22 protein-coding genes and 1 pseudogene are annotated in these 25,686 nt (G+C 55.1%); 1 reads left to right on the forward strand and 22 read right to left on the reverse strand.

Annotated elements, in window-relative coordinates; all coding sequences use genetic code 11:
* Positions 1–20: 20 nt before the first annotated feature.
* The 12 genes and pseudogenes from KIB08_RS03130 to fsa form a co-directional block, all read right to left on the reverse strand.
* Complete coding sequence (locus KIB08_RS03130) at positions 21–494, reverse strand: hypothetical protein (protein WP_303989486.1); 474 nt, start codon at positions 492–494, stop codon at positions 21–23.
* Positions 487–1,149, reverse strand: coding sequence for a ribosome biogenesis GTP-binding protein YihA/YsxC (yihA, locus tag KIB08_RS03135; RefSeq protein ID WP_303989489.1), 663 nt, complete (start codon positions 1,147–1,149; stop codon positions 487–489). The genes KIB08_RS03130 and yihA overlap by 8 nt, the downstream gene beginning before the upstream one ends.
* A 2-nt stretch (positions 1,150–1,151) precedes the next feature.
* A complete protein-coding gene (gene lon, locus KIB08_RS03140; RefSeq protein WP_303989492.1) occupies positions 1,152–3,503 on the reverse strand; it encodes an endopeptidase La in 2,352 nt (783 codons plus the stop codon).
* A 56-nt stretch (positions 3,504–3,559) separates the two neighbouring features.
* Positions 3,560–4,801, reverse strand: coding sequence for an ATP-dependent Clp protease ATP-binding subunit ClpX (gene clpX, locus KIB08_RS03145; protein WP_303989494.1), 1,242 nt, complete (start codon positions 4,799–4,801; stop codon positions 3,560–3,562).
* A 9-nt stretch (positions 4,802–4,810) separates the two neighbouring features.
* The gene (clpP, locus tag KIB08_RS03150; RefSeq protein ID WP_303989497.1) at positions 4,811–5,419 is read right to left on the reverse strand and encodes an ATP-dependent Clp endopeptidase proteolytic subunit ClpP; all 609 of its coding nucleotides are present in this window, start codon (positions 5,417–5,419) and stop codon (positions 4,811–4,813) included.
* 41 nt (positions 5,420–5,460) lie between these two features.
* Positions 5,461–6,903, reverse strand: coding sequence for a trigger factor (gene tig, locus KIB08_RS03155; RefSeq protein ID WP_303989500.1), 1,443 nt, complete (start codon positions 6,901–6,903; stop codon positions 5,461–5,463).
* A 138-nt stretch (positions 6,904–7,041) separates the two neighbouring features.
* A complete protein-coding gene (gene serS, locus KIB08_RS03160) occupies positions 7,042–8,331 on the reverse strand; it encodes a serine--tRNA ligase (protein ID WP_303989502.1) in 1,290 nt (429 codons plus the stop codon).
* 58 nt (positions 8,332–8,389) lie between these two features.
* Positions 8,390–9,025, reverse strand: coding sequence for an alpha-ribazole phosphatase (gene cobC, locus KIB08_RS03165; RefSeq protein WP_303989505.1), 636 nt, complete (start codon positions 9,023–9,025; stop codon positions 8,390–8,392).
* 74 nt (positions 9,026–9,099) lie between these two features.
* Positions 9,100–10,176: pseudogene (gene serC / locus KIB08_RS03170) on the reverse strand (3-phosphoserine/phosphohydroxythreonine transaminase).
* A gap of 384 nt (positions 10,177–10,560) precedes the next feature.
* Positions 10,561–11,133 carry an HD domain-containing protein gene (locus KIB08_RS03175; protein WP_303989507.1) on the reverse strand — a complete coding sequence of 191 codons (573 nt, stop codon included), beginning with the start codon at positions 11,131–11,133 and terminating at the stop codon, positions 10,561–10,563.
* A 142-nt stretch (positions 11,134–11,275) separates the two neighbouring features.
* On the reverse strand, positions 11,276–12,238 hold the full coding sequence (gene glpX, locus KIB08_RS03180) for a class II fructose-bisphosphatase (protein WP_303989510.1): 963 nt from the start codon (positions 12,236–12,238) through the stop codon (positions 11,276–11,278).
* A gap of 12 nt (positions 12,239–12,250) precedes the next feature.
* Positions 12,251–12,904 (reverse strand): fructose-6-phosphate aldolase, encoded by a 654-nt coding sequence (gene fsa / locus KIB08_RS03185; RefSeq protein ID WP_303989514.1) that lies wholly within the window; start codon positions 12,902–12,904, stop codon positions 12,251–12,253.
* Between the two features lie 304 nt (positions 12,905–13,208).
* Here fsa and KIB08_RS03190 point away from each other — a divergent pair, with 304 nt between their 5' ends.
* On the forward strand, positions 13,209–13,778 hold the full coding sequence (locus KIB08_RS03190; RefSeq protein ID WP_273259587.1) for an SGNH/GDSL hydrolase family protein: 570 nt from the start codon (positions 13,209–13,211) through the stop codon (positions 13,776–13,778).
* Here KIB08_RS03190 and rsmA read toward each other — a convergent pair.
* The 10 genes from rsmA to whiA all read right to left on the reverse strand — a co-directional run bounded on the left by rsmA (position 13,754) and on the right by whiA (position 25,671).
* The gene (gene rsmA / locus KIB08_RS03195) at positions 13,754–14,611 is read right to left on the reverse strand and encodes a 16S rRNA (adenine(1518)-N(6)/adenine(1519)-N(6))-dimethyltransferase RsmA (protein WP_303989519.1); all 858 of its coding nucleotides are present in this window, start codon (positions 14,609–14,611) and stop codon (positions 13,754–13,756) included. The two genes, KIB08_RS03190 and rsmA, sit on opposite strands and share 25 nt — an antisense overlap.
* Entirely contained in the window at positions 14,601–15,149 is a 549-nt protein-coding gene (gene rnmV, locus KIB08_RS03200; RefSeq protein ID WP_303989522.1) for a ribonuclease M5, read from the reverse strand. The genes rsmA and rnmV overlap by 11 nt, the downstream gene beginning before the upstream one ends.
* Before the next feature lie 113 nt (positions 15,150–15,262).
* The gene (locus KIB08_RS03205) at positions 15,263–16,189 is read right to left on the reverse strand and encodes a dihydroorotate dehydrogenase (RefSeq protein ID WP_303989525.1); all 927 of its coding nucleotides are present in this window, start codon (positions 16,187–16,189) and stop codon (positions 15,263–15,265) included.
* The gene (locus KIB08_RS03210) at positions 16,186–16,944 is read right to left on the reverse strand and encodes a dihydroorotate dehydrogenase electron transfer subunit (RefSeq protein WP_303989528.1); all 759 of its coding nucleotides are present in this window, start codon (positions 16,942–16,944) and stop codon (positions 16,186–16,188) included. Before KIB08_RS03210 ends, KIB08_RS03205 begins: the two co-directional genes overlap by 4 nt.
* Positions 16,931–20,149, reverse strand: coding sequence for a carbamoyl-phosphate synthase large subunit (gene carB, locus KIB08_RS03215; RefSeq protein ID WP_303989530.1), 3,219 nt, complete (start codon positions 20,147–20,149; stop codon positions 16,931–16,933). Before carB ends, KIB08_RS03210 begins: the two co-directional genes overlap by 14 nt.
* Entirely contained in the window at positions 20,146–21,210 is a 1,065-nt protein-coding gene (carA, locus tag KIB08_RS03220; protein WP_303989532.1) for a glutamine-hydrolyzing carbamoyl-phosphate synthase small subunit, read from the reverse strand. The genes carB and carA overlap by 4 nt, the downstream gene beginning before the upstream one ends.
* The gene (locus KIB08_RS03225; protein WP_303989752.1) at positions 21,207–22,496 is read right to left on the reverse strand and encodes a dihydroorotase; all 1,290 of its coding nucleotides are present in this window, start codon (positions 22,494–22,496) and stop codon (positions 21,207–21,209) included. Before KIB08_RS03225 ends, carA begins: the two co-directional genes overlap by 4 nt.
* Positions 22,480–23,439: an aspartate carbamoyltransferase catalytic subunit gene (locus KIB08_RS03230; RefSeq protein ID WP_303989535.1), complete on the reverse strand. Its 960-nt coding sequence runs from the start codon at positions 23,437–23,439 to the stop codon at positions 22,480–22,482. Before KIB08_RS03230 ends, KIB08_RS03225 begins: the two co-directional genes overlap by 17 nt.
* A 172-nt stretch (positions 23,440–23,611) precedes the next feature.
* Positions 23,612–24,730, reverse strand: coding sequence for a hypothetical protein (locus tag KIB08_RS03235; RefSeq protein WP_303989537.1), 1,119 nt, complete (start codon positions 24,728–24,730; stop codon positions 23,612–23,614).
* Complete coding sequence (gene whiA, locus KIB08_RS03240; protein WP_303989538.1) at positions 24,727–25,671, reverse strand: DNA-binding protein WhiA; 945 nt, start codon at positions 25,669–25,671, stop codon at positions 24,727–24,729. The genes KIB08_RS03235 and whiA overlap by 4 nt, the downstream gene beginning before the upstream one ends.
* Positions 25,672–25,686: the final 15 nt, after the last annotated feature.

Raw genomic sequence — 25,686 nt, forward strand, 5'->3', positions numbered from 1 at the left:
TTTTATTGTCCGAAAATCCGTTATTCAGCCGTTGTTACTTTTGAGTTCGTCGTATAGACGGCGCCAATGCGCACCCGCGCATCATTGCCGAACTCCGTTCCTTCGGTGTGGCGCAAACGTAAATCGCCGCTGATTTCAATGTTACCGCGCGGTTTGGACTCGGTCCCGACGCCTAACGCATTGAGTTCGCGCGCGTATTCTTTTTGCGTCGGCGCCAATGCTTCCCGCTGCGCCGGAGTCAAATAACCTTCGCGCAGCATCGCCGCCACGGCGCGCGCCAACTCAAAGCGCGTCAAATGCGGACGTTCGAGCAACGTCGCGTCGTAACCGGGAGCGGCTCCCGCTTCAATCAACGTCGCCGCCGCCTGATACCCTTCGGTGTAGCGTTCCACTTCATCAAACGAGTTCGGCGCGTAGTGATTATACGCAAACGTTGCCCACGGCATCATGCCGATACCGATGCCGAGCAACAGCGCGGCGACTTTTTTATGCATGCGACGCCTCCTGCGGATCGACCACAAACCCCTGAATCACTTGCAATAAAGCCTGACGATTCAGATGATTTTTCGATGAATACATCAGCGGCGGATAGTCACCCGGATATTCATGCGCGATCGTCCGAATATTTTTCTGGCGATCGCTTTGCCCGAGTTTATCGGCTTTCGTGCCGATGACTTGCAGGGGCATACCCAAGCCGCGCAGCCACTGGTACGCTTTTTTATCAATCGGCAACTGGGGATGCCGCAAATCGATCAACAGACACATCAATGCCAAGTGTCGCGAGTTCGCCGCATAATCGGCAATAAAACCCGACCACGCATCACGATTCTCGTGACCGGTCTTCGCAAATCCGTACCCCGGCAAGTCTACCAGGTACCAATTCTGTTCGCTTTCGCCTGCATCGCCCGCGCCGTCGACAGCTTGTTTCGAGCGAATGGAAAAATAATTAATTGTGCGCGTTTTACCGGGTTCGCGACTGACCATCGCCAGTCCCCGGTGATTGCACAACGAGTTAATGAGTGATGATTTTCCGACATTGGATCGGCCGATAAAGGCGATCTCTTTCAAATCATCTTTCTTGCATTGCGATAATTTCACCGCGGATAACAAGTAGGATGATTCTACAATACGAAATGATTCCTCTGCCATCGTTACGCCTCACCCCGTTTCTGTTTTACCGGTTCAGACATAGCCTGCTGCAGCACTTCATCCATATGGGAAACGAAATGGAAAACCAAATCGTCACGCACGCTCTGCGGAATATCCGCCAGATCGCGGCGGTTTTCTTTCGGTAAAAGAATCCGGCGAATACCGGCCCGATGCGCCGCCAGCACCTTTTCTTTGATGCCGCCGACGGCAAGCACCTGTCCACGCAAGGTGATTTCACCCGTCATCGCGGTATCGGCTCGTACCGGACATTTCGTCACGGCCGAGGCGATAGCGGTCGCCATCGTGATGCCCGCCGACGGTCCGTCTTTCGGGATCGCGCCTTCGGGTAAATGGATGTGAATATCGATCGTGCGATAAAAATCAGCTGCCAGATGCAACTCTTCCGCCCGACTGCGCACATAGGTGTACGCCGCCTGCGCGGATTCTTTCATCACGTCGCCGAGCTGGCCTGTCAAGATCATTTTACCAGACCCGCTAAACGCCGTCACTTCCGTGTTCAAAACTTCCCCGCCGACCTGCGTCCAGGCGAGTCCCGTCACGCGTCCCACTTCGTCGCGACGATCTTGCGGCGGAGTCAGGTACCGCGCCGGTCCCAACAAGGTTTCGAGATTTTTGACGGTGACAGTGAGCGCTTCTTCCCGCATCACTTTACGTTTCGCCAATTTTCGGCAAACGCTGCCGATCACCTGTTCCAGGTGACGTACGCCCGCTTCGCGCGTGTAATCGCGAATCAAGCGGCGCAGCACCGCCTGACTGAGGCGCACGTCGCTTTTCGCCAGACCGTTTTCCTTGATTTGCCGCGGCAAAAGGTAACGTTTGGCGATTTCCACTTTTTCTTCTTCGGTATAACCCGAAAGCGTAATGACTTCCATACGATCCAACAGCGGCTCCGGAATCGAATTGGTCGTGTTGGCCGTGGTAATGAAAAAGACATTGGAAAAATCGAACGGCAATTCGATGAAATGATCGCTGAACGTGCCGTTTTGCTGCGGGTCGAGCGCCTCCAGTAAAGCCGAGGCGGGATCACCGCGAAAATCGTTACCGAGCTTGTCAATTTCATCCAGCAAAAATACCGGATTTTTCGTCTTCGCGCGCGCAATACCCTGAATCAGTCGTCCGGGTAACGCGCCGATATACGTACGGCGATGGCCGCGGATTTCCGATTCGTCGTGCACGCCGCCGAGCGAAACACGGGTAAATTCCGCGCCGAGCGCACGCGCAATCGATTGCGCCAAACTGGTTTTACCGGTGCCCGGCGGCCCGACAAAGCAAAGAATCGGTCCTTTTTGCGATTGCGTCAACTGCCGCACCGCCAAATGTTCCAAGATCCGCTCTTTGATTTTCGTCAAACCGAAATGGTCCGCGTCCAGTACCGCCTGCGCTTCTTTCAGATCGGTCGCGAACGTGCTTTCCGTGTTCCACGGCAAGTCAAAGATCCAGTCCAGATAGTTGCGCAAAACGGCCGCATCCGGTGTCAAAGGCGGCGTTTTTTCCAGACGTTTGATTTCTTTTTCAATTTTTTCCGCGGACGCGGCGGGCAGCTCGATCGCCGCCAACTTTTTACGGTACTCGTCAACTTCCTCGTCAATCTCCATGTGATCGCCGAGCTCGTCACGAATAACGCGCAATTTTTCACGCAAATAGTATTCGCGCTGATTTTTATCCATGCCTTGGCGAACTTCCGCGTTCAGCTTTTTCTCCAGCGCGGCGATTTCCTGCTCCGCCAAGAGAAATTTGCGTACGGCCACCAGCCTACGCTCTACGGAAAGTTCCGCGAGAATACGCTGCCGTACGGCCGGTGCAAGCGGCAAGTACATCGTGACGAAGTCAGCCACTTCACCCGGGTCCGTCAATGCTTCAAATTGCGCAAGCGCATCGTTTTCCATCGTGATTTGGGCGTGCTCCAACCACTCGCCGAACCGCTTAACCACATCGCGGCGATAAGTTTCCAACAGAGGTGAATCGCTTTCTTCAAGCACGCAGTCGATCACTTCCGCCGTTTGCCACGCACCCGTCGCTTCGATATCTAGCAAGTGAACTCGCGTAACCCCTTCCAAAAGTACACGCAGCACGCCGTCCGGCAGCTGCAAGATTTGTTTTATTTTACCGATGGTACCGATCGTATACAAGTCGTCAATGCCCGGGTTATCCGTATCCGCGTGACGCTGCATCACGCAGACCGCATAGCCGTCGCCCTGCATCGCCTCGCGCACGGCGGCTACCGATTGCAGTCGACCGACTTCGATACCGGTCACCATCTGGGGGAAAAGCGTGACGTCACGTAAAGGCAACAGCGGAAATTTCATGCTGCCCTCGATTTCCTTTTGCGCCATATTCCCTCCTTATCTGATGATTTACAAAACAAACGGGTTCCCGGAGGAACCCGTTTTTACTCAACCTGCGAGCGATATACCAGTTCCGGCTCCGCTCCGTCCTGAATGGTTTCTTTTGTCACCGTCGCCTGCTTCACGTTCTTCAGCGTCGGCACCTCAAACATCACGTTGCGCATCACTTTCTCAATGATGGCTCGCAAACCGCGCGCGCCGGTGTTGCGCGCGAGCGCTTCGTCGGCAATGGCGGAAAGCGCGTCCGGCGTAAACGTCAGATCCACGCCGTCCATTTCCAGCAATTTACGGTATTGCTTGACAAGCGCATTCTTCGGCTCCGTCAAAATTCTGAGCAAGGCTTTTTTATCCAACGGATCGAGCGTGACAAGCACGGGCAAACGACCGATGAACTCGGGAATTAAACCGAAATTCAGCAGGTCTTCCGGCTGCACATGCGTCAGGATTTCCGCCACATTTTTTTCCTCTTTGCGGACGATATCCGCGCCGAAACCGATCGTCTTTTTCGCCATACGTCGCGAAATGTAACGGTCGATCCCGTCAAACGCGCCGCCGCAAATGAAGAGAATATTCGTCGTATCGATCATGATCATTTCCTGGTTGGGGTGCTTGCGCCCGCCCTGCGGAGGAACACTTGCGACAGTGCCCTCCAAAATCTTGAGCAGCGCCTGCTGCACGCCTTCCCCGGAAACATCGCGCGTGATCGATGTATTTTCCGTGCGTTTCGCGATTTTATCGATCTCGTCGATATAGATAATCCCGCGCTGCGCGCGTTCGATATCGTAATCCGCCGCCTGAATCAGTCGCAGCAAAATATTTTCCACGTCGTCGCCGACATAGCCTGCCTGCGTCAGACTGGTCGCGTCGGCAATCGCGAACGGCACATTCAGAAACCGCGCCAGCGTTTGCGCGAGCAGCGTTTTACCGCTGCCGGTCGGACCGATCAGCATGATATTGGATTTTTGCAATTCAACGTCATCGGAATCGATATCGCTCTGCAACCGTTTGTAATGGTTGTACACGGCGACCGCCAAGCTTTTCTTGGCGTCCTCCTGACCGATAACGTATTGGTCCAGTTGGTCTTTGATTTCACGCGGCAAAGGCACTACCAGTTCCGCCGCGCCCGCTTTGTGTTCGGCGCGCAATTCTTCTTGCAAAATGTGTTCGCACACGCCGATACATTCATCGCAGATATAGACCCCGGGACCGGCGATTAATTTTTTGACTTCATCGTTGGACCGGCCGCAAAAACTGCAGACCGGTGGTGTAGCAGTAGTATTGCGCACATGTCCTCCTTATTTTGTCGCGGCACCCGGCGGGGGCAACGGACGATCGAGAACTTCGTCAACCAGACCGTATTTCAACGCTTCTTCCGCCGAAAGGAAATGGTCACGTTCGGTATCATTATTGATTTCATCGAGCGTACGCCCCGTGTGGCGTGCCAAAATATTGTTCAGTTCTTCGCGCATGCGCAGGATTTCGCGGGCATGGATCTCAATCTCCGTCGCCTGTCCCTGCACGCCACCGAGCGGCTGATGAATCATCACGCGCGAATGCGGCAACGCGTAGCGTTTGCCGGTCGCGCCGGACGCCAAGAGAACGGCGCCCATACTGGCCGCCGAACCGACGCAAATCGTCGAGACGTCGGGCTTGATGTATTGCATGGTGTCGTAAATCGCAAGACCTGCGGTAACGACGCCGCCGGGACTGTTCACATAGATGTGAATGTCTTTATCCGGACTTTCCGCTTCCAAAAATAACAGTTGAGCGATCACGATGTTGGCGACATTGTCGTCAATCGGACCCCCTAAAAAGACAATGCGGTCTTTGAGCAGACGGGAGTAAATGTCATAGGAACGTTCGCCCCGCGCCGTTTGCTCTACCACAATCGGTACATAATTCAATGAATCCACCTCGTTATTCTTTACGGAAGAAAACGACGGTCTTATTTTTCCGCTTTTTCAGCGTCCTTTTCTTCGTTGTCTGCATCTTTAGCAACTTTTTTTGCCGCTGCTTTTTTCGCCGGTTTTTCCTCTTTCGCCGCTTCGGCGTCAGACGGTTTCGCTTTTTCTTCTTTTTCCGCTACTTCCTCATGATCATGATCATGTTTCGCGTTGTTGATGATGAAGGCCGCCGCTTTACGACGCGCTACGGTACCCGCGAGCATCGAAATGCGTCCTTCTTTTTGGATAATGCCCCAGACGTCTTTCGGGTCGGCGCCGAAGTTCTGCGCCATCTGGTACACTTCCATGTTCATATCTTCCGGCGTTACATGAATATCTTCCGCTTGGCAAACAGCTTCCAGTACCAAGTCCGTTTTGACATTGGTAAGAGCCGCTTCGCGATAGTTTTCACGCAATTTTTCCAGCGAATTTTTCGACTGTTCCAAGTAGTCTTCAAATTTCATGTTGCGGCTTTCCAAATTCAGTTTGAGCTCTTCGATCATCTGATCGATGCGGCTTTCCACCATCGCATTCGGAATATCCGTTTCCGCGTTGTCTACCGCCGTTTTGATCAGCTTGTTCTGGAACTCTTCGCGGTCATGGTTGTCAATGTGCTCCTGCATCTGTTGACGAACCATTGCTTTCAATTCAGCAAGCGTTTCGAACGAGCTCGCGGTTTTCGCAAATTCATCGTTCAGCTCCGGCATTTCGCGGCGTTTTACGTCCAACACGTTGACCGCAAATTCCGCATCTTTGCCGGCGAGTTCCTGCACGAAATATTCTTTCGGGAACTGTACTTTGACCGTTACTTCATCGCCCGCTTTGTGGCCGATCAGTTGCTCTTCAAAACCCGGAATAAAGCTGCCGGAACCGATTTCGAGCGGATAGGATTTGCCTTCGCCGCCGTCAAACGGTTTACCGTCGATCGAGCCTTTGAAGTCGATCATCGCCAAATCGCCGTTCGCCAACTCCGCGCCTTCGGCGACGGTCAGTTTAGCGTGCTGTTTGGCAATGGCTTCCAGCTGTTCGTCGACCATTTTATCGGTGACTTTCTGATGTTTATGTTCGACGTTCAATCCTTTGTAGTCGCCCAATTTGACTTCCGGTTTTTTGATGAAGGTGGCTTTGAATTTCATGTCCTTGCCTTCTTCAAACTGTTCCACGTCGATATCGGCGCGGGTAACCGGCACCAAATTCTGTTCGCGCAACGCTTCGTCGTAGTATTTATTGACGATCAGATCGCTGGCTTCCGCCATGATCGCGTCTTTACCGAAATGCGCTTCCAAAATTTTGCGCGGCGTTTTACCTTTGCGGAAACCCGGGATGGTTACCTGGTTGCTGATACGTTGTACTGCCGATTGGATACCTTGGTTCACAGCATCCGCCGGTACTTCAATCAACAAAGATACCTGGTGCTGATCTACCGGTTTAACTTCTACTTTCATCTAAATATGTCCTCCTTTAAATGCAGTCATAGCAATCTCATTTTCATATACTCATAAAATAAATATTACCATATCACCGTCAAAATGACAACCGCCCCTCGAGCGGGGCGGTTGTCAGTAAGAGATGCGACAGTAAGATTAGTGCAGCGGCTTAACCGGCGTGATCACTTCCAAACCGTGCATGTACGGACGCAGGGCTTTCGGTACGATGACCGAGCCGTCCTGCTGCTGATTATTTTCCAAAATCGCCGCGACCGTGCGCCCGACGGCAAGACCCGAACCGTTCAAAGTATGTACGTACTCAGGTTTATCTTTGGCGCTGCGACGGAATTTGATATTGGCACGACGCGCCTGGAACGCTTCGCAGTTCGAGCAGGAAGAAATTTCACGATAGGTTTCCTGGGCGGGCATCCACACTTCGATGTCATATGTCTTCGCGGCGGAGAAGCCGATATCACCGGTGCAAAGGGTGATGACGCGATACGGCAACGCCAGGCGGCGCAAGATCTGTTCCGCTTCGAGCGTCATGGATTCAAGTTCCTCGTAGGATTCTTCCGGCTTGGCGAATTTGACCATTTCCACCTTGTGGAACTGGTGCTGGCGAATCAGGCCGCGCGTATCGCGTCCCGCCGATCCCGCTTCCGCGCGGAAGCACGGCGTAAGAGCGCAGAGCCGCTGCGGTAAAACTTCGCCGTTGATAATTTCATCGCGATGGAAATTCGTCAGCGGCACTTCCGCCGTCGGTGTCAGGTAGTACGGCAAACCTTCCAACTTGAACATGTCTTCCGCGAACTTCGGCAACTGACCGGTGCCGACCATGCTGTCTTCATTGATGATGTACGGCGGAATGACTTCGGTAAAACCGAATTCCTGCGTGTGCATATCCAGCATGAAATTGTACACCGCGCGTTCCAGTTGCGCGCCCGCGCCGAGGTAGTAGTGGAAGCGCGTACCCGTAACTTTCGCGGCCGTTTCCGGATCCAAAATACCCAGACCTGCGCCGATATCCCAATGGGCTTTCACTTCAAAGCCGAATTCGCGCGGTGTACCGTAGCGACGCACTTCGACATTATCGTTTTCATCTTCGCCCACCGGTACGCTGGCATCGCAAATATTCGGAATTTCAAGCATCTGTTGATGGAGTTTTTCCTCCACGCCACGCAACCGTTGATCATGGCCCGTGATCGCATCGCTGACTTTTTTCATGCGGGCGATGATCTCGGATGCGTCGCCGCCCTCTTTTTTGCATTTGGCAATTTCCTTACTCGCCGCGTTGCGATCGGCTTTCCATTGCTCCACTTCCGCGAGCAGCGTGCGGCGTTCTTCGTCCAAGCGGATAATTTCATCCACATCGGCGTCATGATGACGATTTTTCAAATTTTCCCGTACGCGATCGGCATTTTCACGAATCCATTTGATATCCAGCATAATATCGCTCCTTTTTATTTTTAAATAAACTTTATCTCACGTCTTTGTAAAGACGGTATTAAAGGCTTTTTTGCTCCGTTTGGCTGTACAAATAGCCGAGGTGCGTATTGACATTGACCGCGAGCACTCGCCAGCCGCCGTCGTAAGTCAGCACATTGACACAACCGTTATCCTGTTGAATCTGCCAAAAATGGCTGAGATCGAGCCCAAGAATCCGGCAAAGCGCCACCTTGTTCACCGCGTCATGCGCCACCACCAGCAGCGTTTTACCGTCATACTGCGTACGGTAGCGCGCCAACGCGCGCTCGACACGCCGCGCGACATCATGCAGCGATTCGCCTTGCGGCATCGTCACCGTCTGCGGCTTTGTGCGCCAGGCGGTGAGACGATCACCGTCGGCGTGCGCGACTTCCGCCACCAATTTCCCTTCCCAGGCGCCGTGAGCGATCTCCGCCAAGTCCGCGTCGGCAACGACGGGAAGTCCGTGCCACTTCGCGCAATACTCCGCCGTCTCCCGCGCGCGGCGTAACGGACTCGCCAATACCTCGTCGATCGGCACCGCGCGTAAGCTCTCGCCAAGCTTTTGGCCCTGCGTATGTCCGCGAGCGGAAAGTTCGGTATCGACCTGCCCCTGGTAGCGTCCTTCAAGATTCCATTTCGTCTCGCCGTGCCGCGCTAACAACAATCGTAACATCGGCATCCCTCCCGTCTCTTTTTGCCGTTCCGGCGCTCATCGGCCGCACCGTTGCGCATGAAATATACGTTTCGTTACCGGTGCCGTTGCGCATAATCGTCCAGCCAGTCGGCCAGTTTTTCGACCCCTTCCCTGGGTACGGCATTGTAGAGCGAGATGCGCAACCCGCCGACGCGACGATGCCCTTGGATGCCGACAAAGCCAGCTTCGGCCGCTGCCCGTACAAAACCTTCCGTCTTGGCTTCATCACACAATGCAAACACTGCGTTCATCCGCGATCGGCACGCGCGTTCGGCGTGCGGCCGATGAACTTCGGGATAACGGTCGAGCACTTCGTAGATCCGCTCGGACTTCGCCTGCGCGCGGCGGTCCATTTCCGCCACACCGCCCTGCGCTTCGACCCATTGCAACGCGAGTCCCAAAACATATATCGCGTACGTCGGCGGCGTATTGAAAATCGAGTCCGCCTCGGCATGCGTGCGGTATTGTAAAATTTTCGGCAAGCGTTCATTGCCCTTGGCCATCCAGTCGCGATCAATAATGACGATCGTCACGCCGGCGATCCCAATATTTTTTTGCGCGCCCGCGTAAATCAAGCCAAACTGTCCGACATCAAGCGACCGCGACAGCAAATCCGAACTCATATCGGCGACGAGCGGCACGTCGAGCTTCGGAAAGTCCCGGTACGCCGTACCGTAAATCGTATTATTCGACGTAATATGCACGTAGGATGTGTCTTCTTTCACATGGAAATCCATGGGAATCGCGCGGTACCCGCCCGCGCTCGCATCCGTCACTTTGTAAGTCGCGCCGTACAAACTCGCCTGCTGCATCGCATTCTTGGCCCAGATGCCGGTATCGGCATAGCCGAGCCGACCGCCTTTGGCGAAATTCGCCGGAATCATCACGAATTAATGACTGGCTCCTCCCTGCAGAAAAAGAACATCGTGCGTCGCGGGTATCTCGAGCAATTTACGCAATCGCTGCCGCGCGTCCTGATGTAAGCGCTGATACGCGTCGCTGCGATGCGAAAGCTCCATAACGCCCATGCCGGTGTCACGGTAGTTCATCATTTCCGCGGCGGCCTGTTGAAGTACTTCTGCCGGCAGCGCGCCCGGTCCGGCATGAAAATTAAATACGCGTTCTGTCATATAAATCTTCCCCGCTCACACCCCTCATAGCGCGCACCATGTCGTGAATAACGAGCGGAATGTGGCGAATATTTGCTGCAATAAAAAAGCTCCCATCCTCACTGGGACGAGAGATCTCGCGGTGCCACCCAAATTGCCTACGGCCAACTTTGTTACGCTGTATCGGGCGTGCCCGCTAGGCTCTTCACCTGTTGCTCCGGAGCGGAACCTCGTAACGTACGGACAGGCTTGCACCACCGCCTGCTCTCTGCGCCTTCGGTTACGGATATTCTCCTTCGTGGCATTGCTTTTTTTAATTAGCCAAAGCGTATCACAAAGTCTCGGGAATGTCAACACGCGCCATTGCGCGCGCACAAAAAAAGCGGTGTACACCGCTTTTTCGACTTATATGTTTCCTTTCAGGCCGACGATTTCCGCGCGTTCCTGTAAACCTTTGATCGTTTCCGCAAAAAATTCCTGGCGCTCCATACCGAGCATTTCACAACCCTGTGTGATCACATCACGATTGCAACCGGCGGCGAAATGTTTATCCTTAAATTTTTTCGTGAGCGATTTCACCGTCAGATCCAATACCGATTTGCTCGGCCGCAACAGACAGGCGGCATTGATAACGCCCGTGAGTTCATCCACCGCATAGAGCGTTTTTTCCAGCGTCGTTTCCGGTTTGACATCCGTCACCATGCCGTAACCGTGCGACATAATGGCGCGAATGTAGGTTTCGTCCCAACCTTCTTTTTCCAGAATTTGCTTCGTCACCGTGCAGTGCTGATCCGGATAGCGATCATAATCCAAATCATGGCAAAGACCGATCACGCCCCATTGTTCCCGATCCTCCGCACCGAAATAATCGGCGAAATGCAACATCGCCGTTTCCACTTGCAGCGCGTGACGAATGAGCGCCTGGGAGTCCGTGTATTCCAGTAAAAGTTGTTTCGCCTGTCCCCGTGTCGGTTTCATTGCAACACTCCCCTTCTGTTTTTCATCACTATACCACGCATTTTCGGCAAACACAAAACGGATACGAAAAAGGAGCGACTCCCGCCGCTCCTTTTTATATTCCTATGAAACCCGGATACTACTTATGATTTACCGACTGCTTTTACAGTTTAATGCTCATGCCGCGGTTGCCGAATTTGTGAATGGTATCGACAAAACGAACGGTGCCCGTCTTGTAGCGCATCACGACGGTCTGTGTGCGCGCGCCGCCGCCGAAGTAACGAATGCCGCGCAAAATATTGCCCGGCGTAATCGCGGTGGCGGAGAAAATGCAGTCGTCACCTTTCACAAGGTCGTCGATAGTAAACACCTGATGAATATCCGCGACGCCCATTTCCTTGGCGCGACGTACTTCTTCATCGCTGTGCGGCACCAAACGTCCCTGCATGTCGCCGCCGAGACATTTCAAAGCGGCCGCGGCCAAGACGCCTTCCGGCGCGCCGCCGGTACCGATGAGCATATGCACACCCGAACCTTCAATGCCGACTTCGATCGCCGGCGTGACATCGCCGTCCGTGATCAAACGGATTCGCGCGCCCGCTTCACGGCAATCACGAATGATATCGGCATGCCGTTCCCGATCCAAGATGACGACGCTCAAGTCATCGACCGAGCGTTCCATCGCTTCCGCAACCCGGCGCAGATTTTCTTTGACCGGCGCGTTGATATCAATGCGTCCGGCCGCGCGCGGTCCGACCGCGATTTTTTCCATGTACATATCCGGAGCGTGCAAAAGGCAACCGCGCGGAGCAATCGCAAGTACCGCAATGGCGCCGTTTTGTCCTTTGGCGACCAGGTTGGTCCCTTCGAGCGGATCGACCGCGATATCCACCGCGTCACCGCCGAGGCCTACCTTTTCACCGATGTAAAGCATCGGCGCTTCGTCCATTTCTCCTTCACCGATCACGACTTCACCGTCGATGTGCACTTTTTCAAATTCGCTGCGCATACCGTCAACAGCGAGTTGATCGGCGCCGATCTTATCGCCGCGACCGACCAGGCGTCCGCATTTGATCGCCGCCGCCTCGGTCACCCGTACAAATTCCAATGTCAAAATCCTGTCCATGACTTGCGCCTCCTACTTTGTCTTTTGTGTCACTTGCCGCCAGTCTTCCGCAAAACGCGCGATCCCCGTTTTCGTCAGCGGGTGTTCGAGCGCCGCCAGAAGCACTTTATACGGGACCGTCGCGATGTGCGCTCCCGCCAGAGCGGCTTCGGTAATATCGAGCGGGCGTCGGATGCTCGCTGCGATAATTTCCGTTGCAATATGATGTTCTTTGAAAATCGTCGCAATTGTGCGCACAAGTTCAGACCCGTTCGCGCCGATATCATCCAAACGTCCGATGAAGGGACTGACAAATGCAGCGCCGGCACGCGCCGCCAAAAGTGCCTGGCTCGCATTAAAAATCAACGTGACATTGACTTTGACGCCTTCGTCAGCCAGCACGCGCGTGGCCGCCAAACCTTCCGCGGTAAGCGGCACCTTGACCGTTACTTGCGGCGCCACTTTCGCCCATTCGCGACCTTCGCGCACCATGCCGTCCGCGTCTTCCGCCAATACTTCCGCGCTGATCGGACCGTCCACGAAAGAAGCTATTTCCTGAATGACTTCTTTGGGGTCCTGACCCGCTTTTGCCATCAGCGACGGATTCGTCGTTACGCCGGCCACCACTCCCAGGCGATGCGCCGCGCGAATTTCATCCACAATCGCCGTATCAATAAAAAATTTCATTCCGTTCACCCTTCATCACAATCGATATTTATTGTAACACAAACGACATCATTATGCTTTGTCACAGCCCTCTTGCGAGCATTTTTTTCGGCCCGCCAGATATTTCCAAAAGAAAACCGTCAAAACCGTAATGAAAATTACCGGCATCAAGAATGCCATGCCGATCAGAAATAAGATTATCCGCATAGAAATCGCCTCCTTGACCGTAAGGTCGGTTTGTTATCCTCATTGTAGCACGAAATAAAACGAGCCGCCGACTTGAAACCGAGATTCATGCCCGCTACAATGAACGCGAGGTGAAACTATGCATTTACTCGCAGCAGGCGACAGCTTAACCTACGGCTTTGACGTGCCGATGCCTTCCCGCTGGCTGACCAAATTGGCCGCGGCGTTACCGGACCTGCAGGTTACCAACTTGGGCATGTGCGGCGCGGGACTGGATCAGGTGCTGCAACGCGCAGAACGAACGTTGCGCGAACCCGTCGCGTATGATCTGTTGTTTTTAATGACGGGGAGCAACGATATCATGCAAGACGCAGAAAACGAGCAGCCGCTGAATATCCGACCGCTCGTCCGAAAAATTACCGCCTTCGCATCCGCTCATGCCGCATTGCCCATCGTCATCGGCATTCCGCCGGAGATCACAAAAGAGGCGATCTACACCGGCTGGCAAAGCGCGCCCGCCTTTCCTTACGCGGTCGCCGCGTTTCAAGAATACGGTGACGCGCTTGTACGCGCATTTCCGCAGGCGACGCTCGATTTCCGCCATCTTCTCGCCCCTAACGAATACGATGACGGAGTCCATCCGAATATCTACGGCTACGCCAAAATGGCGAAGCACGCGCAAAGTTATTTTGCTTCTTCCAACTCGTAAAGCACGTTGGCCAGGCGCGCGAATTCTTCCAAACTGAATGTTTCGCCGCGTCGACCGCCGTCGATCTCCGCCCGCGCCAACAACGCATCCGCCGTCGCTGACTCATAGCCGGCGGCTTTTATATTATTACGAAACGTTTTACGGCGTTGCGCAAAAGCGATTTTCACCAGACGGAAAAGCAATTTTTCATCCCGCACGGCCACCGGCGGTTGCTTGCGCGGAATAAACTCCACGACGCTTGAGACGACATTCGGCGCCGGCCAAAACGATTCCGGTTCGACATCGAAAAGCACGTGCGCTTCCGTGTAGTACTGCACCGCGAGCGTGATTGCGCCGTACGCTTTCGTACCGGGGCTTGCCGCCAAACGTTCCGCCACTTCGCGCTGCATCATCAAGACCAGACGCACCAGCGGCAACTTCTGCTCCAAAAGGTACATCAGAATCGGCGTCGTAATATAGTACGGCAAGTTGGCCGCGACGGTAAAAGGTTCATCCCCCATCAGCGCGCGCACGTCCGTTTTCAAAATATCTCCCGGGACAATTCGCACATTCGGATACGCCGCGAGCGTTTCCGCCAAAATTTCCGGCAGCTTCGGATCCAATTCCACCGCCGTGACCTGCGCTCCCGTGCGCGCTAATCCCTGCGTCAGCGTGCCGATGCCGGGACCGATCTCCAAAACACGGTCATCGGGTCCGAGTTCCGCCGCGTCGACAATGTCTTCAACAACCTCGGGATGAATCAGAAAATTCTGTCCCCATTTTTTTTGCATGCGTAAACCGAAATGCTCGGTCAGGCGACGAACCGTTCCTTTGCGTGCGAGTTCATATTCCATCGGTCTGCTCCTCCCGAAGAGCTTGCGCCCATTCTTCACGAGTGACGCCGTAATGATTCAGACGCGCCAAAAAACGTTTGGCATTCGCGTAACCGATGCCGAGTCGCGCGCCGAGCCGCGCCCGAAGTGCGGCCGCATCATGCGTGCCCACCGCGCCCGCCTCCCACAAATCCGCTACCGTAAAATGCGCCTCGTTCGTCGGCGCGACGCTGCGCACGTTGCGAAGAGCGCTGCGAATAGCCTCGGGGCTCGCCTGTTCGATGCCCAAGTCATCGTTCGCAATCGCGTCCTCTTTCGGCACAAACGCATGCTTGGCCTCCGGAAAACGCTGCGTCAAATAGCGACGAATACGCTCCCCCGCGCCGTCCGGATCGGTGAGAATAATAATACCGCACCGCCGGTACGCCGCTTCAATATCCGAAAGCGTTTCCGGACTCAGGCCAAATCCGTATGTCGGAATGATTTCCGCATCCACCGCCCGGCGCACACGGCCAATATCCGATTTTCCTTCGACAATAATGACTTCTTTGATTTTCATAATAAAAGTGTAGCATAGCGCGCGAAAAAATTAAATGCGTCTGGCCACGTATCGCGACTTTTTACCACGCCATATCCTTTCCACAAAAAAATCCCGTCAGTCGACGGGATTTTTCAGCTTTCACCCGGAATACGCAACGTGCCGACGATTTCCGAAATATCTTTGACACCTTCCGCATCGCACCATGCAGCCATTTCGCCCGCGATTTTTACGCAGGCGGCCGGATCGCGCATCGTCGCCGTGCCGACGGAGACGCAGTCCGCGCCGACCATCATGAATTCGATAGCGTCCAGCCCGGTCATAATACCGCCCAAACCGCAAATCGGAATATGGACCGTTTGCGCGACTTCCCAGACCAAACGCAAGGCCATCGGCTTAACGCACGGGCCGGAAAGTCCGCCGGTGACATTGCCCAGCAGCGGCCGCCGCGTTTTCGCATCAATCGCCAGACCCATAAAAGTATTGACCAGCGATACCGCATCCGCGCCCGCTTCTTCCACGGCGCTCGCGATGACGCGGATATCCGTCACGTTCGGACTCAATTTCACGACGACGGGAAGCCGCGTGTGATCTTTGACCGCGCGCGTCACTTCCGCCGCCGCGTGCGGATCGACACCGAAACTCATCCCGCCTTTTTTCACATTCGGGCAGGAAATATTCACTTCCAAAAAATCGACCGGCTCATCATTCAGACGTTCCGCCATGTACGCGTAATCCGCCACCGTATTGCCGGAAATATTCGCCATCACGCGAATGGATGACGCGGCGTGAATCTGCGGCAAAATATCCGTGCAAAACGCTTCTACGCCGGGATTTTCCAAACCGATGCAATTGAGAATCCCCGCCGGCGTTTCGGCAATCCGCACCCCCGCATTGCCCCGCCGCGGTTCCCGTGTCAGTCCCTTGACCGATACGGCGCCGACCTGATCCAAGTCAAGATAGGGCGCGTATTCGAGTCCGAATCCGAACGTCCCCGAGGCGGCGATAATCGGCGTCGCCATCGTGACCCCGCAAAAATTAACGGCTATATTCGCGCTCACAGGATCACCTCCCGGCTGTCAAAAACAGGACCTTCCTGACATACTTTCGCATGCGTTCCGTCCTTACGATCGCACACGCAGGCGTAGCAGCCGCCGGTGCCGCAACCCATCCGCCGTTCGAACGAAACTTCGCAGGGCACACCGGCCGCATACGCCGCGGCGGCGACTTTACTCATCAAAATAGTCGGCCCGCAGCAAAGTACCCGATCAAACTCGCCGGATGCAAGCAACGCCGGCACAAGATCCACCGCATAGCCGTGATGGCCGACCGAACCGTCGTCCGTAGTCAGTAACAAATCGTGGATCGTGTCGGGAAAATAGTCCTGCCAAAACAGTTCTTCCCGACTGCGACCGCCGATGATGACGGTAGCGGTTCCCGCCGCCTGTTGCGCGGCGAAAAGAATCGGAGCGATCCCCACCCCGCCGCCGACCATTAACATTTTTCCGTCCAGCGTAAATGTCGTGCCGCGCGGACCGAGCACATCGATTTCATCGCCCGCGCGCATCCGCGTCATCAGCTCCGTGCCGCGGCCGACAACGCGATAGACCATTTCGACCAATCCGTTTTCGCGATCAACACGCGACGGTGAAAACGGACGCCGCAGCAACGGATCCCAGCCGCGTGCCGTGCGCACGTGTAAAAACTGACCCGGCCGTGTCGTTTGCGCCAAACGCGGCAGTTCCGCCACCAGCCGATACATATCGGCAGAAACGCGTTCATTCGTCCGAATCGGTCCGACTTCAAGCGCGTTCATGACGCCGCTCCTTTTGGTAGTCCTGAATGGCTTTGACGCTCGGCAAATCATTATTTTTCCGTTCGCGCAACACGCGCACTACTTCGCGCATCGTGTCGAGCGAGGTCACGCAGGGAATACCGAGTTCGACGGCCATGCGACGCAGGCGGAAACCTTCGCGTTCCGGACGTTTGCCGTACGTGATTGTATTGACCACCATGTCAACGGAACCGTCGCGCAATAATGTCGCGCAAGTAACGTCGCCGCCTTCATGCATTTTATTGACGATTTGTACGGGGATACCTTTTTCTTCCAAGTAGCTGCCCGTGCCGTGCGTCGCCATGATGTGGTACCCGTGTTCGACAAACTCCGCAGCGAGTTGCGCGGTTTCCTCTTTATCGCGGTCACTGACCGTAATCAGCACATTGCCGCCGTCGGGAATGCCCATGTACGCGCCGACGATCGCGCGATACAACGCGTCGGAATACGTTTTGCCGATTCCCATGACTTCGCCGGTCGATTTCATTTCCGGTCCGAGCGCGATTTCCACCAGACCGAGTTTAGCGAACGAGAACACCGGCGCTTTAGCCGCTACATAATCGGGCGTCGGTGCCAGCCCCGGCGTGATGCCGAGTTCAGGTAAGGTCTTGCCGACGCAAATACCGGTCGCGAGCGCGATCAGATTGTAACCCGTCACTTTACTCATTAAGGGCACCGTGCGACTCGAACGCGGATTAACTTCGATAACGTACAATTTCCCGCCGGCAATGATGTATTGGATATTGACAATGCCGCGAATGTCCAACGCGCGCGCAATGCGTTCCGTATGTTCGACCACTTCATCGATTTTGGCCTGATCAATATGTTGCGGCGGGAATACGGCGATGCTGTCGCCCGAGTGAACGCCCGCGCGTTCGATCTGTTCCATGATGCCCGGAATGAAGACGTTTTCACCGTCGCACAGCGCATCGACTTCGAGTTCGCGGCCGACGAGGTATTCATCAATCAAAACCGGATGCTCGGACGATGCGACTACGGCTTCCCGCAGGTAGGTATCGAGTTCGCGCGGTTGGTAAACGATCTGCATCGCGCGTCCGCCGAGCACATAACTCGGCCGTACGATCAGCGGATATTTCAATTTTTTGGTGGCTTCGTGCGCTTCCGCAAGCGATGTCACCATACAACCGCGCGGACGTTCGATGTGGAGCGATTCGAGCAATGCGTCGAAACGTTTGCGGTCTTCCGCCAGATCTACGCCGTCAACATCGGTCCCCAACAAAGGTGCGTTGTGCGCCGCGAGTTTCCCCGCCAAATTAATCGCGGTCTGCCCGCCAAACTGAGTAATAACGCCTTGCGGCTGTTCTTTTTCAATAATCTGGCAAACGTCCTCCGGCACCAGCGGTTCAAAATACAGCGCGTCGGACATATCAAAGTCGGTGGAAACCGTTTCCGGGTTATTGTTGACCATGATGGAACGATAACCGTACCGTTTCAACGCGCGAATCGCCTGCACGGAGCAGTAGTCGAATTCCACGCCCTGACCGATGCGGATAGGGCCCGAACCGAGAACCATAACGCTGTTTTTCTGCGGAGCGACTTCATCAGCCACACCGTACGCCGAGTAGTAGTACGGCGATGCGGCATCGAATTCCGCCGCGCAGGTATCGACCATGCGATACGAGGCGGTAATATGTTTCTGTTTGCGCAACGCGGCTACTTCGCTTTCTTCCACATGCGTCAGCTGCGCGATGCGGCGATCCGAAAAGCCGAGGTACTTCGCCAATTCCACATGGTCCTGCGTCAAGCCTTCGTTCATCAGCTTGCGTTCGCAGTTGACGATGCGCTGGATCTGCGTGATAAAGAACGGGTCGATCTTCGTCGTGTGGTGGATTTCCTGCACGTCAAAACCGCGCCGCAACGCTTCGGCAATGACGAAAAGCCGTTCATCGTCCACGCGCCGTAAAAGCATTTTGATATCGTAGTGGGACAAGTGTTCCAACTTCGGCAAATAGAGCGAATCCGTGCCGGTTTCGAGCGATCTCACCGCTTTCTGCAAGCCGGCGGGGACATTCGTCGCCAATGCCATGACTTCGCCGGTCGCTTTCATCTGCGTACCGAGTTCGCGATCCGCCAGATTGAATTTTTCAAACGGCCAGCGCGGAATTTTAATGACGATGTAGTCGAGCGTCGGTTCAAACGCCGCTTTCGTTTTGCCGGTAACGGCGTTTTCGATTTCACCGAGCGATTTGCCGAGCGCCACTTTCGCCGCCACTTTCGCAATCGGATAGCCGGTCGCTTTGGATGCGAGCGCGGACGAGCGGCTCATGCGCGGATTGACTTCGATAACATAGTACTGATTCGAATGCGGATCGAGCGCGTACTGCACGTTGCAGCCGCCTTCGATTTCCAAATATCGAATAATATCGAGCGACGCCGTGCGCAACATATGATGCTGCTTATCGGTCAGCGTCTGGCTCGGCGCAATGACGATGCTGTCGCCGGTGTGGACCCCGACCGGATCGATATTTTCCATATTACAAATAATGATGCAGTTGTCATCGCTGTCGCGCATGACTTCATATTCCAGTTCTTTCCAGCCGGCGACCGAGCGTTCCACCAAAATTTGGTGAATCGGACTCAGCACCAAACCGCGCTGACCGATTTCGCGCATTTCCGTTTCGTTGTGCACGACGCCGCCGCCGGTGCCGCCCAACGTAAACGCCGGACGAATGATCAGCGGGTAGCCGATCGTTTCCGCAAAGGTCAACGCTTCGTTTAACGTGTTGCAGGTGCGGCTTTCCGGCACAGGCTGACCGATTTGCTGCATCGCTTCTTTAAATAATTCGCGGTCTTCCGCCTGTCGGATCGCGTCCATGCGCGTGCCCAAAAGTTCCACGTCGTATTTTTCTAAGATGCCCTTGTCGAAAAGTTCCATCGCGAGATTCAAACCCGTTTGGCCGCCCAACGTCGCCAAAATCCCGTCCGGACGTTCCTGCGCGATGACCGATGTGACAAAATCGAGCGTCAGCGGTTCGATGTACACGCGATCGGCGATATCCGTATCCGTCATGATCGTCGCCGGGTTGCTGTTGATCAGAACGACTTCACAGCCCTCTTCTTTTAACGACAGGCAAGCCTGCGTACCGGCATAGTCGAATTCCGCGGCCTGACCGATAACGATCGGGCCGGAGCCGATCACGAGAACCTTCTTGATTTCTTTACTCATGCGCGTTCTCCTTTCAGGCTTTTCATCCAATCCGTAAATAAGTATTCGTTGTCCGTCGGTCCCGGAGCCGCTTCGGGATGGTACTGAATGCCCTGAATCGGCAGCGTGCGGTGACGGAAGCCTTCGATCGTACCGTCATTCAACGAACGGTGCGTAACCACGAGCTCCGCCGGAAAACTTTCTTCACTGACGGCGTAACCGTGGTTTTGCGCCGTCATCGTGATTTTTTTCGTGGCAAGATCGATCACCGGGTGGTTCGCGCCGCGATGACCGAAGGGCAATTTAAACGTGACCGCGCCCAACGCTTGCGCGAGCAACTGATGGCCCATGCAAATACCGAACATCGGCACTTTACCGACAAGCTCACGCAAAGTTTGGATCGTATCGGGCACATCCGCGGGGTTCCCCGGACCGTTGCTGATGAAAACGCCGTCCGGTCGGGTCGCAAGAATCTGCGCCGCTTTGGTCTGCGCCGGTACGACCGTCAGGTGGCAATCGGCCGCCACGAGATGATCCAGCATGCGCCGTTTAATACCGCAGTCGATGACGGTAACACGCAACCGGCCTTCGCCCATTTTATAAGCAACCGGCGTTGTCACGCGCGCGATCTGATCCTGCGGCAAAGGATGCGCAAGCGCTTCTTTCACATAATTTTCTTCCGCGGCTGTCGCAAGCACCCCGATCGGTGTGCCTTCTTTACGAATCGCGCGAGTGATCGCACGGGTATCCGCGCCGATCAGCACCGGAATCTGATTCGCCTTGAAAAATCGGCCCAGCGAATCTTCGCTTTCCCAGTTACTCGGAAAACGCGTCAATTCCGAGACGATAGCGCCCGAAATCGACGGTCTTTCGCCCTGCCAAATGTGGTGATTGACACCGTAGTTACCGATCAGAGGGTAGGTCAACGTTAAAATCTGGTCGGTATAGGAAGGATCCGTATAAGACTCTTCATAGCCTGTCATCGCCGTATTAAAAACGACTTCCGCCGCTTTACTGTGTCCGCCGACAAGGTAACCCGGAAATTTCCGGCCGTCCGCCAAGTACAGATATCCCTCTTTCATCGTACAGCTCCTTCCCGCATTACCTGTTCACCGTCCACCCACGTCTGCACGGCGCGACCGGTCAGGGTCTTGCCCGCGAACGGAGAAAACAGCGATTTCGTATATAATTTTTCCGGTTCCACCGTCCATCGGCTCTGCGGCGCGATGACGGTAATGTCCGCCGGCGCGCCCGCTTTCAGCACGCCCGCTTCCCGCTGCAAAAGTCGCGCCGGCTGCACGGACATCGCGTCGACCAGCCGCTCCCAGTCGATGTGACCGGGGGTAAGCGCGTACGTAATGACGGCGGCGAGCGATGTTTCCAAGCCGCTCATGCCGTTCGGCGCGCAGCAGAACGGTACGTCTTTTTCTTCATCGGCATGCGGCGAATGGTCCGTCACAATCGCATCGATCGTGCCGTCCGCCAGCGCTGCCAGCAACGCCTGACGATCGTCTTCTTCGCGTAACGGCGGCGCCACTTTAAACGCCGCGTCATAATTTTTAATTTCGGCATCGGTCAGCGCCAAATGATGCGCCGTCACTTCACAAGTAACGCGGACACCGCGTTGTTTCGCCGCCCGAATAAGTTCCACGGCATGCGCGGAGCTCACGTGCGCGATATGAATATGCGCGCCCGTCATTTCGGCAAGCAAAATGTCGCGAGCAACGGCGATGTCTTCCGCCGCGCGCGGTCGTCCGACAACACCCAGCGCCGTCGAGACTTTGCCTTCATGCATAAAGCCCTGCGCCGCCATCGTCCAATCTTCCGCATGGTCGATGATCATTTTGCCGTAGGTATCGGCATATTCCATCGCGCGGCGCATGAAGTCCGCGCTTTCCACATAGTGACCGTCGTCCGAAAACGCCACGGCGCCGGCGAGCGCCAGATCGCCCATGTCGCTTAAAACGCGTCCTTCCAAATTTTGGGAAACCGCGCCGATGATGTCCACTTTCACGCGTCCTTCCGCGCGAGCGCGTTCTTTGACACCGTTAAAAGTGACGAGGTCATCAATGACGGGCGTGGTATTGGCCATAGTGGCGACGCGCGTGAACCCGCCGGCCGCCGCCGCCTGCGTACCAGTTGTCATGGATTCTTTCGCTTCCTGCCCCGGTTCGCGCAAATGCACGTGCATATCGATCAAACCCGGCGTGACGTAGCAATCGGTTACGTCAATCACTTCGACGCCGTCAGTCGCCGTAATGGTTTCGCCGACACTGAGGATCTTACCGTCTTCAAAAAGCACATCGCCGACCGCCTTTTGACCTGCGGCGGGATTAATAATCGTGCCGTTCTTAAGCAAGCGCTTCAATGCCGTTACCCCCATTCAATACTTCATTTAAAATAGCCATCCGTACGCATACGCCGTTTTTGACCTGCGTCTGTAAAAAGGCGTTTTGCGCATACGCCAATTCATGCGAAATTTCCACGCCGCGATTAATCGGGCCCGGATGCATGATCATCGCGTCCGGCGCCACCTCTTGCAGCAGCGCGCTCGAGATCCCGTAGGTCCGCGCATATTCGCGATTATTCGGAATAAAACCCGCCGCCGCGCGTTCGTTTTGCAAGCGCAAAATCTGAATCGCATCGGCATCCCGCAGCGCTTCTTTCAAGTCCGTATGCAGGATCGCGCCGAGCTCGGCGAATTCGCGCGGCACCAACGTACGCGGGCCGACCATATGCACTTCGGCTCCGAGTTTGATAAAGCCGGCTAGATCGCTGCGCGCGACGCGCGAGTGCAGAATATCGCCGACGATAACATATTTAAGTCCTTTAATCTTGCCTTTCTGTTCTCGCACGGTGAAGAGATCCAAAAGTCCCTGCGACGGATGCGCGTGCAAACCGTCACCGGCATTGATGACGACCGGAAAATGCGGGAAACGTTTACCGATTTCCACCGCGTAGGCCGCGGCGCCCGACGCTTCATGACGCATGACGATCGCGTCCGCCGCCAACGCCGCCACCGTCAACAACGTATCGCGGAGGCTTTCGCCCTTAGTCATTGAACTGGTGCTTTTATTGATATTAATGACATCCGCTCCGAGGTATTTCCCCGCGAGCTCAAACGAACTGCGCGTGCGTGTCGAATTTTCGGAAAACACATTGACAATCGCTTTGCCCCGTAATAAATCCGTTTTTTTTGCGCCGCTCGCAATGAATTTTTTCATCGCCAGTGCTTGCGTCAAAATCGCTTCGATTTCCGCCGCCGTAAATGACGCCAAATCAATCAGCGAACGACCTTGCCAGTCGACCATGCTGTTGCCTCCTCATAAAAAAACCTCTTTGTCCCGGGACAAAGAGGTTGCATAGCAAACACAGCTACGACCACCCTTACTAGCCTCACGGGACCAGTTTAAAAGATGCTCTCACCACCGCTCGCAAGCGGTAATGTTTTCTGTATTATTGTACTCATTGCCGGTTCTTTTGTCAATCGTCTTCCTGCTCGCGGGCGGCTTGGGAAGCGCCCATGGCGTGCGGTACCAGCCATATCCGTACAGGCAGAAAAGATGCCCCCGCCGGCGTCCAGGTGACAGTCACCGTGGTTTCGGTAGGAAACGTTCCGAGATGAATCGCATCCCGCACCGTATCGGTACCGATAGCGCGCTTTTGGTAATGGCCCGCGAGCGATATCGGCCGCCAACGACCGTTGGCTTCGATCGCCATATCGCCGGCATAACCGCCTCCCTGCGGATTGAAAAAGAGATCCACCGGCCCCAATCCGATCAGAGGAATTTTAATGGTATACGTCATGCCGTAATTGCCGCGTAAGGTCACTTCGCGTCCGGTGATTTCATCGCGTCCGATGAGGTAGGGATCGCGGGTACCGTCGGCCAAATGAATGACACGCATGCCGTCACGATCCGGACGATACGGTGCCGGCTTGACTTCGCGCGCCGTAGCGGGGAATGTGCCGCGGTCATGCGACGCATCGTGTTCTAAGGGCGATAAGTACGCCAAGCGGTGCAAGGCGGTGCGCGAAGTGCCGAGCATGGCGACTCGCACCTTTACGGGAGCTGACGTTTCCAAGTCCAAAATGCCTGAAATCAATTCGCCCGGCTGCACGACAATCCGCTCTTCTTGGAGCAACAGTTCGGGCCGCCCTTCCGTCAGTCGCAATACGCGCTGCGCTGCCGGTGCGAAAAGTTCTTTGCGCGATACTTCCCGACCGTGGCGGGTATAAAAGCTGTCCGGCGTGCCGACTACTTCCCTCGTCACGCCGACCACCGCGCCGGTGGTTTCGGAAAGCGCATACACCACCAATTGCATCGGTCGCGGCGATCCGTTGACATGGTAAAAGTACAGCCGTCCATGGCCGTCAATCGTCCCTTGGCAAAGCAGACCTTCCCCCTTGACATACTCCGGACTGTCGGAAAATACTAAAGTCTCACTGTTATCCCTGCGTGTCGCCGTCTGCTCTTCCCCTTCATACGGCGCCTGCCAGGCGGACAATTCCGCATCCGGGTACGCTTCTACCTGACCGTTGACGAACGACGCGACCAGCATCCCGCCGACGATATTGAGCCAATTCTTCCAGGTTTGCTTCATGATTTCCCCCTGTCCTGACCTTGGGCCCGCAAGGCGTCTGCAAGATCCGACAATTTTCTGAATCGGTGATACAATCCTGATTTTGTCATTTTTTTATCCGTATAGCCCGCCAGCTCCCGAAGCGGTACATCGGGATGCGCCAAACGAAGTTCCGCCGCTTCTTTCAAACGCGGCGGCAAGGTGTGCAACGGCTGCATACTGCGGATCAGTTCGATGTCACGCAGTTGCCGTACCGCGGCGTCTACCGTTTTTTGCAAATTGGCCGTCTCGCAATTGACCACGCGGTTGACCTGATTCCGCATATCTTTCAGCACGCGGACATTTTCAAATTCCAGTAACGCCTGATCCGCGCCCATAATCTGCAACAACCGCGCCACGCTTTCTCCCGTTTTGAGATAAACGATGTAATCGTCTTTGCGTTCGACGATGCGCCCTTGCAAACGAAACGTTTTCAGCATGCGCACCAAGGTTTTCGCGAAAGCGACGGACTCCGTGACGAACTCCAAATGGTAATCGCCTTGCGGACGATTGACCGAACCGCCGCCCAAAAAAGCGCCGGCCAAGTAGGCGCGCCGAACTTCCCGACCGCGAAACATTTCATCGTCACGGATCTCGGTCACGGGCAGCAATCCCAATTCTTCCAGGAAACGCTGGCCGACCGGTCCGGGTAAAATCGTCAATGTATAGACATTTTTCTTGCGTAATTTGTTGCCGCGCCGCACCATCACCTGCGGCACGATACCGCCCGTTGCTTTGACATAGGTCAGCATTTTGCGCGCCGTCGGATTATGATGCGTCACAAACCGAATGCCCGCGCCGCCGTTCCCCATGACGAGCGAACCTCCCATGCGCAATAAGGCGGTGAGTTCCGCGCGACGGGCATCGACTTCCGTCGGTACCACCCGCGCCAATTCGTCTTTTACTTGTTCGGCAAAGGACATCGCCGCCTCCTTTCT

This window comes from Negativicoccus succinicivorans, from assembly GCF_018372215.1.
Taxonomy (GTDB): Bacteria; Bacillota; Negativicutes; order Veillonellales; family Negativicoccaceae; genus Negativicoccus.